This window comes from Leifsonia sp. Leaf336 (genome assembly GCF_001423695.1).
Lineage (GTDB): Bacteria > Actinomycetota > Actinomycetes > Actinomycetales > Microbacteriaceae > Leifsonia.
The window spans coordinates 88,451-105,403 of record NZ_LMOZ01000002.1; the positions used below are offsets into that span (position 1 = coordinate 88,451).

Here is a 16,953-nt window from a genome sequence, read left to right on the forward strand (position 1 = left end):
CATCTTGACCACGGAGCTGAGGCTCCGGGTGGCGCCCGGAATCGCAGTGCCGGGCGCGATCACACAGACGACGCCAGTCGCCTTTGCTGTAGGGCTGTTGTCATCCCCGTCCCGGTCCGCCGCGCGTGCCGCAGGGATTATGGAGACGCTTCTTGCGACCCAAAGACCCCCCGTTTTGGGACCTCATCTCTGTACGAATCTTCATGAATCTTTTGTTTCTTGCAGCTTTGCAAATCGATAGTTCAAGCTCAGCGCTCGACCGTCGGGGGAGAGCCGGTCTCGCTCTCTGGGGTTTTTGTGCGTCGTTTGCTGCGCTCGGTCGCGTCTGCTGGTGTTCCTCTCGTTGTTTCCGCGGCATTGGTGGCGGGCGTTCTGGTTCCTACACAGGCGGCAGCTGCTGATCAGCCGCCGGCGGTCTCGCCGACGAGTCTTCCTGCGTTGCTGTCGACGGCTGCCCCGGTCACGCCGGGCGCAGCGGACTCGGTGGGGACGCAGACGCCCGAGGCGACTCCGACGAAGCTGAAGGCGGATACGTCAGATCAGGCCGCGCCCACGACCGGTGAGGTGCCCGCGGATCTGTCGGGTGCGACGGTGGAGTCGCGGGATGAGTTCACGACGACGTACACGAAGCCGGATGGCAGTCACGTGACCGAGGTATCGCCGACACCGATCAACATGGTGCAGGACGGCGAGTGGGCGGAGTCGAAGACAACGCTGCTGCCGGATGACGCCACCGGTGGGATGAGCGTGGATCAGAATGCGCTGCACCCGAAGCTAGCTAATGACGCGTCGGATCCCGGTGTGCTGTCGGTGGAGAAGGACGGCTACACGATCGATTACACCCTGCAGGGTGCGGCCGACTCGACCCTGGATCGGCCGTTGCCGTATGCGGTGCGCAACGGGGTGGACGCGAACCAGGCGAGCTATCCGGACGTGTTCAACAACGTTGACCTGCAGTACGAGGTGCAGCCGAGCGCGGTGAAGGAGACGCTGAAGCTGGACAAGGCGCCCGACGCGTCCGTGACCTCGTTCGTCTGGAAGGTCCACGCACCGGGCCTGACGCTTGCGGTCAACGCTGACGGTGGCGTGGACTTCAAGGACTCGAACGGGACGGCACGGTTCAGGATCCCGACTCCGTTGATGTGGGATTCCTCCGGTGTGGACGGGGAGTCTAGCGACGCGACGACAAATGTCCCGGTGACGGTGACGAAGTCCGGCTCGGATTGGAAGATCACCCTGTCGCCGTCGCGGTCGTGGCTGACCGACTCGGACCGGGTCTACCCGGTGTTCGTGGACCCGACGACCTGGGGTGCGGCAGCGCAGGATATCCACTCGTACAAAGCGGATGGGACGCTTCGCACGGACACGATTCTGGTGGGCAACGCCCGCGACCCTGGCGATGACTGGTGGCGCTCGATCGTGCACTTCCCCTATGAGCAGCTATTCGGCAAGCAGGTGCTCGACGCGCAGATCTCGGTCGCGATGAACGGCATCGTCGGCACTTCGACCACCTACCCAGGGGCAGTCGACTACGCGACCGCTTTCAGCTATTACGGCGTCGGCACGAACCTGGCATCGCTGACTGTGGGCAGCTCGGGCGCCTCGAGCGGTGCCGGGTTGGCACAACAGATCTCAACTTGGGTCAACGCTCGTTCGTCGGGGAACTACCTGATGCTCGCCGGTGGAGAGATCGCAGGCGCCTACACGTTGAAGAGCCTGGACGCCGCACTGTATGTGGCCTGGGCGGACTACCCGTCTGCTCCGGTCGCGGTTGCGCCGTCGCCAGCGAACGGGTCGCGGGCGAGTCTGACCCCGACGTTCAAGATCTCATCCAGTGACCCGACCGGGACGGGTCTGGGGTATTACTACCGGGTCGCCACCGGTGCGGACGCGGAGACCGGAGTGGTGTACAACTCGGGGTGGGTGACAAACAACCCGTTGACGATCCCGGACACGGTTCTGAAGCCGAATACCAAGTACTACTACCACCTGTTCGTCAAGGACGGGTACTGCTTCAACACACCCTCAAACTCCTGCTCCCAGATGGTCACCCCTGTGTTCTCCTTCACCACGAACACGCCAGGCGTGGTCGCGCAGGGGACAACTGCGCCCACTGATGGAACCGTGCTGGTCACGCCGACTCCGACACTGACCGGGACGGCGGGAACGGATGCCAACGGCGACCCGTTGAAGTACCAGATCCGGGTGACCACCGGCTCGGATGGCAAGAGCGGCATCGTCGCAGTATCTCCAGTGTTCACGACCGCCCCGTACTCGTGGCAGATCCCAGACGGGGTGCTGCAGGACGGCGTCACCTACTCGTGGGTGATCGTGGTCGATGACGGATACGACAAGTCCCCGGGGTCATGGATCAACCACTTCCGGTACACGGCCCGGCTGGGGACCGGTGGGCCATCGCCGACCGACGCCGCCGGCGGGGTCAGTGTGAATCTGGCCAACGGCAACGCGAACCTGTCCTTCGCGTCGCCGACCGTGTCGACGCTGGGCGGCCCGATGGGGCTCTCGTTCAGCTACAACTCACAGGCACCCTCCACGAAGGGACTGACCGGCACCTATTACGACCTCTCCGGCGATGGGGCCAACCCGAACTTCTCGTTCACCCGGTCCGACTTGGCCAGCAAGGTCGCGCTGGTGCGCACGGACTCACTGTTGCGCTTCGACTGGGGCACCGAGCAGCCGGCACCGTCGGTGCCGAACAACAACATGATGGCTCAGTGGACCGGGTTCATCACACCGCCGGCGAACGGTTCGTACACGTTCGGATTCATCCGCGATAACGGCGCAAAGCTGATCCTGAACGGCACCACGGCGATCGACCAATTCACGAACACCTTTACTACCGCGGTCTCCTGGGGCAGCGCACCTGAGCTCACCACTGGGGCGGCGGGGACCTATAAGCCCACCCCGATCGCGGTGCAGTACTTCAACCAGAGCGGGCCGGCCACCTTTGAACTGTGGGTGAAAGGCACCTACACCGACACCGACGGGTCACAGAAGACCATCAACGACGTCGTGCCCGCCTCCTGGTTCAGTCGCAGCGTGGACACCCTGCCGCCCGGGTGGGGGGCCTCCACCGCTCTCAACGGCAACGACGCCATCTACGTCCGCGCTGAGGTGAAAGAGGGGTCGGTCGCGCTGATCGATACCACCGGCGCCACCCACACCTACACCAAGACCACGACCGGCGGTTACACGCCGCCGCCGGGGGAGCAGGGTGTGCTCGCCCAAGACAGCAAGGGCGTCTATACCCTCACCGACGAGGCCGGGACGGTGTACCAGTTCAACACCGCGGGCAAGATCACCCAGATCACCCAGATCATGGATGCTAAGAAGCGGGCAACCCCGGTGTTGGGCTACCGTGCCGGCACCAACCAGCTAGACAGCATCTCCGACCCGCTCTCCCTGGTGTCTGGTAGCTATACCCGACAGGTGAAGTTCGCCTACGCCGGCGACTCGGACAGCTCCGGACCGCTGTGCCCGAGCCGGGACGACTTCGTTCCGGCACCTACCGGGATGATCTGCGGCATCATCTACCCCGGCCACGTTCCCGGTTCCTTCGACGACATGACCCAACTCCTCTACACCCAGCTGAAGGACTCGACCGATCCGAACCAGCCGGCAAAGCTCGACGTGTCCGCCGGTGGTGTTCAGCTGGGCCGGATCATCGACCCCGGCGGCGAGACCACCGACTTCGGCTACCAGAACGGGCTGCTCTCCACGATCCGGTCCGCGACCGTCAACGACTGGCTCGCGGCACACCCGGACAAGGACCCCGCCGGACCAGTCACCACGGACATCGCGTATCTGAACAACCAGGTCGCCCAGATCACTCTGCCTGCCCCGGACGGGGTCACCAACAGCCAGCGACCCCAGAAGACCTATACCTACAACACGAACAGTGACGGGTCCGGCTCCACCTTCGTCGACGCGGCCGGGCTCACTCCCTCCACCACCGCCCCGGCGAACGGGCACGCCGCCACTGCGAACTACGACGCCGCCTGGCGGCGCACCACCGCCCTGTCCGCGACCGGGCTCGCCACCTCCACCACCTGGAACGTGAAGGACCAACCGACGAGCACGGTCGATCCTGCTGGGCGCGAGTCCACCACGCTCTACAACCAGCAGGACCGCCCGACCGACACTTATGGGCCCGCACCCTCATCCTGTTTCGGTACCGATTTGCACCCGACAGCATCGTGCGCGATCACGCCCGCACACACCTCGACCAGCTACGACCAGGGCATGCCCGGCCTGGTCGCGGCCTACTACAACAACACCACCCTCAGCGGCATCCCCGCCGCGTACGGACCCGTCTTCACCGGTGCCGACGCCCAACAGATCTGGCCCGGCGGCGCACCCGTCACAGGTGTGAACGCCACCAACTGGTCGGCGCAGATCACCGGTACCGTCACCTTCCCCGCCGCCGGGAAATACAGCTTCAGCGTGTACACCGACAACACCGTGCAGGTCTACTTCAACGACGTCCTCGTCATCAACCAGACCAGTACCGGCACCGGCACCGCATCCATCACGACAACCGCCGGTCAACAAGTGCGGATCAGGCTGGCTTACACGCACGCCACTTCCAGCACCGAGATGACCCGGATGGCATGGATCCCCCCGGGCTCAGGCAGCGTCTACGTCCCCAGCGGAGATCTCTCACCCAACTACGGGCTGGCCACCAGCACTCAAACCGACGACTCAGCACCGGCCGGCGTCGCCGGCGTCTCCAACGGCCAGGTCCCAGCGATGAAGACCAGCACCGCCTACGCCACCCCGTGGCTCGGCATCGCCACCTCCACCAGCGTGGACCCATCCGGCCTGAACTTGACCACCACGAGCACCTACGAGACCTACACGGACACCACCAAGTACTCGAGGTTGCTCACCCAGACCCTTCCCGCAGGCAACACCACCGTCTCCAACACCTACTACACCGAGACCGGCGGGTATGCGGCCCAGGTCAACGGCGGCACGGCGGCGTGTGGTGTCTTGGCATCGACACCGCAGTTCGGCCAGTTGATGACGTCAACCGGCGCTACCAACTCCTCCGGCGCCGCGATCGTCACCTCCTACGTGTACGACCTCCTCGGCCGGGTCGTGGCCACCAAACGCACCGGCGACACGGCGTGGTCGTGCACCACGTACGACCTGCGCGGCCGGGTGACGCAGCAGACCTACGCGGCGACCGGTTCGTCACCGTCGCGGACGGCGACATTCGGATTCACCGATGCAACCGGTGACCCGCTCACCAGCTGGGCGCGGGACGACGCCGTGCCCGGGTCGCCGACGAACGGTCGGATCACCACCGTGTCCGACCTCCTGGGCCGCACCGTGTCCTACACCGACGTATGGGGCACGGCCACCACCAACAGCTACAACATCCTCAACCAGTTCGTCACCCAATCGAGCACCCCCGCCGGGCAGGCAGCGCAGGGTGAGCAGTTCACCTACGACGACGACGGCAGGGTCACCGCGGTCAAGGACCTCGCCGGCAACGTACTCGCACAACCCAGCTACACCGCTGGCGAACTCACCAGCGTCGCCTACCCGTCCGGGGCCGGGAACGCCGGAAACGGTGTGACCGGGACCTGGGCGCGGACTCTGACGGGGGCGGTGCAGTCGGTGGCGTGGGCGTTCCCGAACGGACAAGCTGGGATCTCGGACGCGGTCGTGCGCTCCCAGTCCGGGCGGGTGCTGACCGATACGCTCACCGACGGCACCACCGCATACGCGTCCTCCTACAGCTACGACGGTGCCGGACGGTTGGCGGCGGCGACAATCCCGCACCACCAGCTCAACTACGGGTTCGGAACTGCCGCCTGCGGCCGCACCACCGCGGGAGCGAACGGGAACCGGACCTCGTTCTCCGACAGCCTCGACGGCGGCGCCGCCTCCGTCACCAGCTACTGCTATGACGACGCCGACCGGCTCACCAGCACCACCCCGCCGGCGGGAAGCACCGGGTCACCGGTCGCCTCGACCGCGCTCAGCATCACCAGCGGCACCCTCGCTTACGACAACCGCGGCAACACCACCACGTTGGCCGATCAGACGATCGGCTACGACCAATCCGACCGACACGTGACCACGATCGTCGCCGGCGGCCCGACCATCGGATACGTCCGCGACGTGACCGGACGCATCGTCGCCCGAACCAGCACACCTGCCACGGGACCGGCGTCCGCGGTGCGGTACGGGTTCTCCGGCGATGGCGACAGTCCCGACTGGACCCTCACCACCAGCGGAGCGGTCACCGAGCGCACCCTGGCCCTTCCCGGGGGAGTGGTCGTCTCGCTCCAGGCTGCCGCGGCAGCGTGGTCATTCGCGAACCTCCACGGCGACGTTGTCGTCACTACCGACGGGTCAGGTACACGGCAAGGTCAGGTGGCGCAGTACGATCCGTTCGGGAACCCGATCGACCCCGCCACCGGGATCATCGGCACCACAACCGCCGACCAATCTGTCCCGACTAACACCTCACAAACAGCCACCTACGGGTGGGAAGGGTCAAACCAAAAACTCTACGAACACGAAGGCTCCATCGGAACCATCGAAATGGGCGCACGTCAGTTCGTCGCTATCCTCGGCAGGTTCCTATCCACCGACCCCGTCGCCGGCGGAAACACGAACGCATACAACTATCCCAACGACCCTATAAACGGCTCGGACCTCACTGGCAAAGCCTTCTGGGACGACGTCGCGAACTTTGGAAAAGCGGCGTTGGATAACGACATTGTGCGTGGCCTTGCGATTGGTCTAGTACTCGCAGTGGCCTGTACAAATCCGATCACTTGTATTGCCGCTGGAGTAATCGCTGGAGGGGCGCTCGGGGCAGCGAACTGGGCAGTAAACCATTCGAAGCAAGACTGGGTCCCGTATGTTGCGGGCGGAGCTGTCCAGGGCGCCAGCCTCGCCGTGGGCGGACTCGTTCTAGGCAAGGCGGCATCGCTACTCAAATTCCCACGTGTTAGCTATAGATTGCCGTCCATATCGAAACCCCTTCCCATCAGGATCGGCCCGCTGCACAGTGCAAAGTCTGTTATTTTTGCGTCACATGGCAACTTCATACTCCGGGCCGCGGCAGCGGTGTACAGAGCATGGCGAGGTCTCTTTTGATTGTTATGAACACCACTCTTAAGCGAATCATCGGAATCGTTCTCTTGTCGCCTGCGGCAATCATTGGCCTGCTGGTGGGGTACTTAGGTCCGAGTCGCGTCTTGGGCACAAATCCAATCGTTTGGACAATATCTGTCCTATATCTGGCGCTAGTAGGCGGCTACTTCATCTGGGACTACCGCAGATCCCACCCTTCCCCACGCGAAACGGAAACGAACACCCGCATGACCAAGGCTGACTCGAAGGGGTCCGACTCGACGCATCGAGTTGCCAGACACAAGTCAGCTTCTCGCGCGCGCTGGCGATCGCCGAGCCTTCCAATCGAACTGCTCCTGTTGCTCGTCGCGATCGTCGCAGTCGCGGTGGCAGTACTAAACCGCTAGAACCAGTCAGCACTGGATACTCAGCGTGCCCGAGCGCAGCGCCCGGCCCCGGCGGAGCGCAGGGGAGCGGGTGGCTTCTACTGGGGCCGTGTTATCCCACTAATTTAACCGAAGTACACACGGTTCACTTTACTGGAGCAACTAATCACTGACATAACGTTGATTATCAGCCAGAATGGTGTACACCGCAGTGTCGATAGTAGGGGTTGCGCAGCGCCGATCGACGGACCTTTCTGGTGCACCTTCACGTCGCCGACCCGGGCGGGTACGAGGTCACGCTGCATGACAGGGGATGACGGACGGAACGAATCTGGACGAATCCGACCGCTATGCTGATCGCGTGTTCGAGGTGGCGAGCCGGAGCCCCCGGCAGTGGGCGGCGGCTGTCGTCCTCGGTTTCGCTGAGACGACGAACCTCTCGATCGCCGGCCGCCGATTCGACCTCCACGGCTCCGGGCCGAACGCGGCCGCGCTGGAGGCCCTGCTGACCGCGATCGGCGCACGCAGGGTCGCCGCCGGCGAGGCGCCCGACTACCTCTTCTTGAGCGGCGAGGGCGAGACGCCGCTCGGTGCGGCGGAGGCCGCCGCGCTCGCCGCGGATCGCGACCGCCCGCTGCTGCTCGTCGACGCCGCGCCGAGCGTCCCCGAAGGTGCCGAATCCTCCGGCCTCACCGACGTCCTCCCGTCGAAGCACCCGCTGCGCGCGGGCGTCCGGGCGACCTCCGTGCCGCGACTCATCGTCGTCCGGCTGGACGGCACACGCCACGGGCCGCACGACACCCCGGCCGCCGACCGGATCGCGTGGGCCCGGCGCTTCATGCCCACCTCGGGCCGGCTCGCCGAACGGCTGGCGGAGGACCGGACCGTCCGCGGCACCCGGATCGGCGTGAGCATGGTGCTCGAGCCGAAGACGGCCGTGCTCGCGTTGCGGCTGCAGGAGGCCGGCGCGGAGGTGTCCGTGTTCGCGCACCCCGACGAGACCGACGACAAGGTGGCCGCGGCGCTCCGCGAAGCCGGAATCCGCGTCTTCGCCCGCTCCGCCGCAGGGCCGGCCGAGCATCGGGACCTCGCCCTCGCCTTCCTGGAGGAGCGACCCGCCGTGCTCGTCGACGACGGCTCCCACGTCATCCGGTTGGCCCACGAGTCGGCTCCGCAGCTCCTCGACGGCATGATCGGCGCGGCCGAGGAGACGACGAGCGGCCTCCGTCCACTGCGCGCGATGGCTGCGGAGGGCCGCCTCCGCATCCCCGTCGTCGCGGTCAATGACGCACGCAGCAAGACGCTCTTCGACAACCGGTACGGCACCGGCCAGTCCTGCCTCTTCACGATCCTCGGACTGACCGGTCTCGACCTCCATGGAGCGACGGTCGTCGTCGCGGGCTACGGACCGGTCGGCGAAGGCGTCGCCCGGCACGCCCGCGCGTTCGGCGCGTCCGTGGTCGTCGCCGAGCTCGACCCGGTGCGCGCACTGGCCGCGACCTACGACGGGTTCCGGGTGTCGCGTCTCATCGATGCGGTCGCCTCGGCCGACCTGGTCGTGTCGGCGACCGGCGTGCGCGACACCATCACCGTGGAGGTTCTCCAGGCCTGCGCCCCATCGGCCGTGGTCGCCGTCGCGGGCGGTGTGCCGCAGGAGGTCGCGGTGGAGGCCGCGCTCGCGGCGGGTGCGACGCGTGAGACCGTCGGGTGGAAGCGCGAGCAGCTCTCCTTCCCCGGCGGCACGAGCGTCGAACTCCTCGACGACGGCGGCTGCATCAACGTGACGGCGGGGGAGGGCAACCCCATCGAGATCATGGACCTCTCCTTCGCCGTGCAGCTCTCGGCCATCCGGCACCTCGTCGAGTCGGCCGGAACCCTCGCTCTGGGAGTGCACCCGCTGCCCGCGGACGCGGATGACGCGGTGGCGGCGCAGGCGCTCGCGGCGGCCGGCCTCCGAGTCGATGAGGCGGCAACAGCCGCACCGGCCTCGGCCGCGACGTTCCCGCCGCGCTTCGGGGGTGCCGCATGAGAGGCGACGTGACGGTCTTCTCGGCCGGGCTGGTGGTGCCGATGACGGCGCCGCCCATCCTGCGCGGGGCGGTCGCCGTGGCGGACGGCCGGATCCTGCACGTGGGCGAGCGGCGCTGGGTCATCGACTCGCTCGAGCAGCAGGACGTCCCGTACATCGAGCACTACTGGGACGGCGCGCTGCTCCCCGGGCTGGTGAACGCGCACTCGCACCTGCAGTACACCGGCATGGCCGAGGTCGGCGCAGGGCGGTACTCCGGTTTCGACGACTGGGCCGACGCGTTCACCGTCGTCTACGAGAGGCCGCACGACTGGAGGGCCGACGCGCTGCTCGGCGCCGAGGAGCTCATCCGCCGCGGCGTCACGGCAGTCGCCGACATCGTCACCGACCGGGAGGCCTCCGACGTCCTCCACGTCGCCGGGATGCGCGGCATCGCCTTCTGGGAGGTGATGAACTGGGAGACCGCCGACTGGAACGAACGCGGTAGAGAGCAGGTCATCGCCGACCTCGAACGCATCCCGTCGACGCCGGGCGCCGGGCTGTCACCGCACGCGCCGTACTCCCTCGATACGGTCCCACTCCTCGACATGCCCGACATCGTGCGGCAGCGCGGCCAGCGGCTGCACATCCACCTCGGCGAGTCCGCCTTCGAGGAGGAGCGGCTCGACGCCGAGGGCGGCGACACCCACCGGGCGTGGCACTTCGTCGGCGTGCAGAGCTTCCGCGCCCTGCGCTCGCTCGGCTTCGGGACGGGCGCGACCGAGTTCGTCGACCGGCTCGGAGTGCTCGGCCCCGACTGCCACGTCGCGCACGGCGTCTACATGACGGCGAAGGACCGCGCGCTGTTGCGCGCCCGCGGCACGTCGGTGGCGCTCTGCCCGCGCTCCAACGAGGTCATCGGGCTCGCTCCGCCTCCGGTCGCGGCCTACCTGAAGGAGGGCAGCGCGATCGCGGTCGGCACGGACTCCCTGTCGTCGAGCCCGTCGCTCGACCTGATGAGCGACGTGACCGCCCTCTACCGGATCGCCCGCGAGCAGGGCTACACGCGTCGCGACCTCCACGCCCGCCTGCTGTCGGCGGCCACGCTCGGCGGCGCCCATGCGCTCGGCCTCGACATCGGACCGGACCGCATCGGCCACCTGGCCGTCGGCGCACTGGCCGACCTGGCGTTCTTCGACGTGCCGGTCGGCCGGGTGAGCGACACCCTCGCCGAGCTGGTGGAGGCCGGCGCCGGACGCGTCGCCGCCACGGTCATCGGCGGCGACACCCGCTGGTCGGGTTCCTCGTGGACCGGCCCGCGGGTGACCGCGGGGGTGAGCTCATGAGCGAGCCGGTCGCGCGGCGCACGGTCGACGGGGAGGTCATCGAGTGGGTGGTGCCGCCGGCCCGCGCGCTCGCGCTGGGGCTCGAGCCGCATCCCGAGGGAGGCTGGTATCGCCGGACCTGGGCGGCGGGCGCCGTGGTCGCGACCGAGCGCGGCGACCGTCCGGCCGCGACCCTGATCTACTTCCTGCTGCCTCCCGGGGAGGCGTCCGCCTGGCACGTCGTCACCTCGGACGAGCTCTGGCTCTGGCACGGTCCCGACGCGCTCGCCCTGCAGCTGGGAGGCGACGGGGACGCTCCCGCGGACGGTGAGATCGTGACGCTCGGGGCCGACGAGGCAGCGGGCCAGCGCGCTCAGGCGCTCGTGCCGGCGGGAGTCTGGCAGCGCACGCTGCCCTCCACCGGGGAGACGCTGGTCAGCTGCGTCGTCTCGCCGGGCTTCAGCTTCGACGACTTCACGCTCCACGACGTACACAATCCGTAACCGTCGGGCGGCCGGCGGCCGTTTCCCTCTACCATCGAATGATTTTGGTCGCCCGAGACCGTCTGAAAGGTGCCTCCGTGTCCGCTGCCTCCTCCCGCTTCACCCGTGCCCTCGCCGCCGTCGGCGCCGCTGTCGTCGTCGCCGCCCTGGCGGCCTGCAGTGCGACCTCGTCCGGCTCCGCCACGTCGAGCAACGGCCTGCAGACGCAGACCGCCGGCAAGCTCACCATCGCGACCGGCCAGCCGGCGTACTCGCCGTGGGTGATCGACGACAAGCCGCAGAGCGGACAGGGCTTCGAGGCGGCCGTCGCGTACGCCGTCGCCGAGAAGCTCGGCTTCGCCAAGAAGGACGTCGTCTGGACCCGCACCACCTTCGACAGCGCGATCGCGCCCGGGCCCAAGACATTCGACCTGAACATCCAGCAGTTCACCATCTCGGCCGACCGCAAGAAGGCCGTCGACTTCTCGTCCCCGTACTACACGACGAGCCAGGCGCTGGTGACAACGAAGTCGTCGCCTGCGGCCTCGGTGACGACGGTGTCGGGTCTCAAGAAGATCAAGATCGGCGTCGCGACCGCGACCACCACCCTGACGCTCCTCAAGAAGGAGGTCGGCGGCAACGACATCTCGGTGTTCAACTCCAACGACGACGCGGTGCTCGCCCTCAAGACCGGTCAGGTCGACGCCGTCGCGACCGACCTCCCGACCGCCTTCTACCTCGCCGACTCGCAGGTCGACAACGGCGTCGTGAGCGGACAGTTCGCCGACACCGCCGGCGGCGACCAGTTCGGCATCGTGCTCCCCAAGGACTCGCCCAACACCAAGAAGGTCAGCGAAGCCGTCGACTCCCTCCGCTCCAGCGGCGAGCTCGACGCGATCACCAAGAAGTGGCTGTCGGCGACGGTGAACGTCCCGGTCTTCAAGTGATCGCACGTCTTCCCGCCGTGATCGCCGGGAGCTGCGCGTGAGCCCGCGGGCGGCCACGACGCAGACCCGGCTCGACGGCACGCCGGTCAGCGGGATCGAGCTCGACCGCCGCGCCTTCCGCGCCAAGCAGTCGGGCCGGTCGGTGCTGATCAGTCTCGCGAGCACGATCGTGCTGGCGGCGCTGGTCTGGCTGACCGTCGTCAACACGCCCGGCTGGGCGCTCGTGCAGCAGTCGTTCTTCAACGTGAAGATCGGCTGGGAGTACCTCGGCTCGATCCTGGTCGGCCTGTGGCTGAACATCCAGATCCTGTTCTACTCCGCGATCGGCGTCGCGATCTTCGCGACGCTGATCGCGATCGTGCGCACCCTCCGCGGGCCGGTCTTCTTCCCGCTGCGCGTCATCGCGACCGTCTACACCGACCTGTTCCGCGGGATGCCGCTGATCATCGTGCTCTACCTGGTCGGCTTCGGCATCCCGGCGCTCGGGGTGTTCCCCCGCATGCCGCCTGAGTTCTGGGGCACGACCGCGCTCATCCTCACCTACTCCGCGTACGTGGCCGAGGTGCTGCGGGCGGGCATGGAGGCCGTGCACCCCTCCCAGCGGCTCGCGGCGCGCTCGCTCGGCCTCTCGCACGCGCAGATGCTCCGGCTGGTGGTCATGCCGCAGGGCGTCCGCAAGGTGACGCCGGCGCTCGTGAACGACTTCGTCTCGATGCAGAAGGACGTCGGCCTCGTGTCGGTGCTCGGCGCCGTCGACGCCGTCCGCGCGGCTCAGATCGCGTCGGCGGACGCTTACAACTTCACCCCCTACATCGTGGCCGGGCTGCTGTTCGTCGCGATCAGCTGGCCGCTCATCCGCCTCACCGACTGGCTGTCCGCCCGGGCGCAGAAGCGCGAACAGATCGGAGGCACGGTGTGACCGCGTCGACACCAGAGCCGCCGGCCGCCGAGGCCGTCCTCCCCGAGGCCGTTCTCCGCGTCGAGGGTCTCTACAAGAGCTTCGGCGACACCCCGGTGCTGCGGGGGATCGACCTGGAGGTCGACCAGCACCAGGTCGTCGTCGCGATCGGCGCCAGCGGCTCCGGCAAGTCGACGCTGCTCAAGACGATCAACCTCCTCGAGCAGATCGACGACGGCCGCATCTTCCTCAAGGGCGAGGACATCAGCGACCCGCGCATCGACGTGGACCGCACGCGCGCCCGCATCGGTGTGGTGTTCCAGCAGTTCAACCTGTTCCCGCACCTGAGCGTTCTCGACAACGTGACGCTCGCCAGCCGCAAGGTGCACGGCATCCCGCGCGACGAGGCGGAGGCGACGGCGGTGCAGTGGCTGGAGCGCATCGGCCTGGGCGCCAAGGTCAAGGACTTCCCCGACCGGCTATCGGGAGGCCAGCAGCAGCGCGTCGCCATCATCCGGGCGATCGTGACCAACCCGGAGCTGCTGCTGCTCGACGAGATCACCAGCGCCCTCGACCCGCTGCTCGTGGGCGAGGTGCTCGACCTGGTGACGGAGCTGAAGGCCGCGGGCTCCACCATCCTGATGACGACCCACGAGATGCAGTTCGCCCGCACGGTCGCCGACCACATCATCTTCCTGAACAACGGGGTGCTCCTGGAGCAGGGGCCGCCGGAGCAGGTCTTCGGCAACCCGCGCGAGGAGGCCACCCGGCAGTACCTGGCGCGAGTGCACAGCGGCTGAGGGGGTCCGAGGCCGGCGCGCCTGCGTTCGACGCCTTCCTGCCTAGCGCGCGACGGGTGACGATCTGGCCCGGCAGCACGCAGAGTCCTACGATGAGGGCGTCCGCGCTGCCGGGGGAGGACGCCGCTGAACTGGTTCTACGACACGCCCGAATACATCACGCTGCCCGTCTTCGTGGTGCTGTTCGTGGCGGCGTCGTGCGGCATCGTCCTCCTGCTCCGGCCGTTCGTCCGCCGCAACGCGGTGGAAGGCGCGCAGTGGGACCGCGTGCTCGGCTACATCGTCGGCACCTTCGGGGTGTTCTTCGGCATCCTCCTCGGCCTCGTGGCGGTCTCGGTCTACAACGACTACACCGACGCCCACTCCGCGGCGCTCGAGGAGACGTCGCGGCTGAGCAGCCTCTATCGCTCGGCGGCCGGCCTGCCCGAACCCTTGAGCACTGAACTCCAGGACGAGCTGAAGTCCTACACGCGCACGGTGATCGACGGCGACTGGCCGCAACAGGAGCAGGACCAGCTCCCCACCGCAAGCCTGCCGGCCGTCGATCGCATTCAGCGCACCATCGACTCGTTCGACCCGCACACCCTGAAGGAGCAGGCGCAGTACGCGCAGATCCTCAGCACCTTCGACTCCTTCGTGGAGGCCCGGCGCGCACGCACCGACGCCACCACCGTCGAACTGCCGGGCCTGTTCTGGCTGGTGATCTGGGCCGGCGCGATCATCAACGCGGTGCTGATCGGCTTCATCGAGGTGAAGAACGTGCGGCAGCACCTGCTGATGGCGGGCCTCCTCGCCCTGTTCATCTCCCTGGTCATGTTCGTGACCGCCGACATGGACCACCCGTACGCCGGCTCGATCTCGGTCGACCCTGGCGACTTCGTGCGGCTGCTGCAGCAGTGGGAGCGGAGCGGCTGACGCGCGAGATCGTCGTCAACTCGTCTCCGGACCGAAATCGCTCGGAAACCCCTGGCTCGTAGATTCGCAGAATGACGGCGCCTTTCATCCTCATGTCGTGCGCGTACTGCGGGCAGGACCGGCCGGTCGCGGTCGGCGGCAGGCTGCCCATCCACTTCCTCGGCAACGGCGAACCGTGTGCCGGATCCGACCTCGATTCCGTCGACTTCGACGCCGACCCGGTGCGCTCTGCCGCGATCGCGTACGTGATGCGTGCCGCGGCGCGCAGGCTCACTCCGTTCCGCGGGACCGGGGCCGCGAAGGGCACGTAAACGCCCTCACCGGGCGATTTTAGCGGCCACTGCGTGCCCCTCGGCTGGTCACGGGGTGAGGACGATTCGGCCGAAGACGGTGCCGCTGTCCATCCGGCGGTGTGCGTCGGCGGCCTGCTCCAGGTCGAGGACGTCGTCGACGACGGCGCTGAGCTCGCCGCCCGCCCCAGCGTCGAGCAACTGCGCGCGAGCCGCGTTCCGTTCGGCGACCGGGACGGTCGCCAGGCTGAAGGTGCCGAAGCTCCGCGATTTCTGGAAGCTCCGGATGAGCGACATGCCGAAGTCGGCGGGAGGGAAGCCCGCCACCGCGCCGACCTGGACCATACGTCCGTTCGGCGCGAGCCGGTCTAGGAAGGCGGGCAGTTCCGCGCCTCCGACGATGTCGACGATCACGTCGTAGTCGCTCGGCGCGCTCGAGCCGCCGCGGCCCGACCTGTCGAGGACGTGTGTCGCTCCCAGCTCGCGCAGCAGTCGTCCTCGCTCGACCGACGATGTCGTCACGGCGATCGAGGTGGCGCCGGCGCGGGCGGCGAGCTCGATGGCGGCGATCCCGATGCTGCCGGCGGCGCCGCGGACGAGCACGGACTCGCCGGCACGGAAGCGGGCGTGTCTGAGGGCGAAGTGCGCCACCGTCGCGGCGCTTCCGAGCGCGACGGCATCGATCGCGGACAGGCTCTCGGGCAGCGGGGTGATGTCGTCCAGCTGGGCCACGGCGTGCTCGGCGTACCCGCCGCCGGTGCTGGTGAACGCCCACACCCGCCGGCCGATCCACGTCGGGTCGACTCCCAGGCCGACCGAGGTGACGATTCCGGCGACCTCGCTGCCGGGCACGAGACCGGCAGCCCATCCGGAACCCAGCGTCCCGCGGCGGATCACGGCATCCACCCCGCCGACGCCGATCGCTTCGGTCCGCACCGCCACCTGTCCCGCCGTCGGCGCGGGAACGGGGAGGTCGGTGAGCTCCATCCCGTCGGGGTCGCCGAAGCTCCGGATCGTCACTGCACGCATGGGGCCTCCTTCGTGGGCGGGTAGCCTCGACGTTAGTGGACGCCTACGTCCGTTTAGAGAAAGTGAGACGCATGCACACGCAGCTGCCTCGGCTACGGGCCGATGCTCGCGACAACCGAGAACGGATCATCGTCGCGGCCCGCGCTCTCTTCGCCCAGCGAGGAGTCGATGTCGGGATGCGCGAAATCGCCCGCCGCGCCGGTGTGGGGCCCGCCACCCTCTATCGCCGGTTTCCTACGCGGCAAGCGGTCATCGACGAGGTGTTCGCCACCGAACTCGACGCCTGCGGGCAGATCGTGCTCGACGCGTGCGCCGACCCGGACCCCTGGCGAGGCTTCACCTCCGCCCTGCACAGCCTGACATCCCTCAACGTGCGCAATCGATCGTTCGTCGACGCCCTCACCGCTGCGAGCAGCGTGGAGGGCTCGCTGGTCGCACACCGGAGGGAGCTGCTGGGCATGCTGGCACAGCTCGCCCGCCGCGCTCAGAAGACGGGAGCGCTGCGGTGCGACTTCGCGATCGGCGACCTGGTTCTCGCGCTGCGCGCAGGCCGGGGCCTCGCGTCCGGCGACGAAGCGACACGCGATGCGGCGGCGCGGCGTTTCTCCGCCCTACTGGTCGACGCCTTCCGCGCCTCCGGCCACTGATACGAACGACTCGATCGCAGCGGCGTGTTCGTGCGCCCAGGCGGCAAGATCGTCGTGACGATCTGAACGCCGTCTTGACCTCAAGCGCTTGAGGTCTGTTCTGATGGGGA

11 protein-coding genes are annotated in these 16,953 nt (G+C 67.8%); 10 read left to right on the top strand and 1 reads right to left on the bottom strand.

The annotated features are described in order from the left end of the window. Positions 1 to 297: 297 nt before the first annotated feature. The 9 genes from ASF88_RS09375 to ASF88_RS09415 all read left to right on the top strand — a co-directional run bounded on the left by ASF88_RS09375 (position 298) and on the right by ASF88_RS09415 (position 15,188). Entirely contained in the window at positions 298 to 7,140 is a 6,843-nt protein-coding gene (locus tag ASF88_RS09375) for a PA14 domain-containing protein (protein ID WP_157498296.1), read from the top strand. Between the two features lie 723 nt (positions 7,141 to 7,863). After that, positions 7,864 to 9,531, top strand: a complete 1,668-nt coding sequence (locus tag ASF88_RS09380) for an adenosylhomocysteinase (protein ID WP_162242568.1) — start codon at positions 7,864 to 7,866, stop codon at positions 9,529 to 9,531. Next, complete coding sequence (locus tag ASF88_RS09385; protein ID WP_055917186.1) at positions 9,528 to 10,856, top strand: amidohydrolase family protein; 1,329 nt, start codon at positions 9,528 to 9,530, stop codon at positions 10,854 to 10,856. Before ASF88_RS09380 ends, ASF88_RS09385 begins: the two co-directional genes overlap by 4 nt. Then, complete coding sequence (locus ASF88_RS09390; protein WP_055917189.1) at positions 10,853 to 11,338, top strand: cupin domain-containing protein; 486 nt, start codon at positions 10,853 to 10,855, stop codon at positions 11,336 to 11,338. The genes ASF88_RS09385 and ASF88_RS09390 overlap by 4 nt, the downstream gene beginning before the upstream one ends. Positions 11,339 to 11,415: 77 nt before the next feature. Then, positions 11,416 to 12,264 carry an ABC transporter substrate-binding protein gene (locus ASF88_RS09395; protein WP_235493378.1) on the top strand — a complete coding sequence of 283 codons (849 nt, stop codon included), beginning with the start codon at positions 11,416 to 11,418 and terminating at the stop codon, positions 12,262 to 12,264. 37 nt (positions 12,265 to 12,301) lie between these two features. Further along, the gene (locus ASF88_RS09400; RefSeq protein ID WP_055917195.1) at positions 12,302 to 13,183 is read left to right on the top strand and encodes an amino acid ABC transporter permease; all 882 of its coding nucleotides are present in this window, start codon (positions 12,302 to 12,304) and stop codon (positions 13,181 to 13,183) included. Next, positions 13,180 to 13,962: an amino acid ABC transporter ATP-binding protein gene (locus tag ASF88_RS09405; RefSeq protein WP_055917198.1), complete on the top strand. Its 783-nt coding sequence runs from the start codon at positions 13,180 to 13,182 to the stop codon at positions 13,960 to 13,962. The genes ASF88_RS09400 and ASF88_RS09405 overlap by 4 nt, the downstream gene beginning before the upstream one ends. 174 nt (positions 13,963 to 14,136) lie before the next feature. Next, positions 14,137 to 14,877 (top strand): bestrophin-like domain, encoded by a 741-nt coding sequence (locus ASF88_RS09410; protein WP_055917201.1) that lies wholly within the window; start codon positions 14,137 to 14,139, stop codon positions 14,875 to 14,877. A gap of 71 nt (positions 14,878 to 14,948) precedes the next feature. After that, positions 14,949 to 15,188, top strand: coding sequence for a hypothetical protein (locus ASF88_RS09415; protein WP_055917204.1), 240 nt, complete (start codon positions 14,949 to 14,951; stop codon positions 15,186 to 15,188). A 48-nt stretch (positions 15,189 to 15,236) separates the two neighbouring features. Here the strand turns inward: ASF88_RS09415 and ASF88_RS09420 are convergent, their stop codons facing one another. Continuing rightward, complete coding sequence (locus ASF88_RS09420; protein ID WP_055917206.1) at positions 15,237 to 16,196, bottom strand: zinc-dependent alcohol dehydrogenase family protein; 960 nt, start codon at positions 16,194 to 16,196, stop codon at positions 15,237 to 15,239. 35 nt (positions 16,197 to 16,231) lie between these two features. Here ASF88_RS09420 and ASF88_RS09425 point away from each other — a divergent pair, with 35 nt between their 5' ends. Continuing rightward, positions 16,232 to 16,843 carry a TetR/AcrR family transcriptional regulator gene (locus ASF88_RS09425; protein WP_235493379.1) on the top strand — a complete coding sequence of 204 codons (612 nt, stop codon included), beginning with the start codon at positions 16,232 to 16,234 and terminating at the stop codon, positions 16,841 to 16,843. Positions 16,844 to 16,953 lie beyond the last annotated feature (110 nt).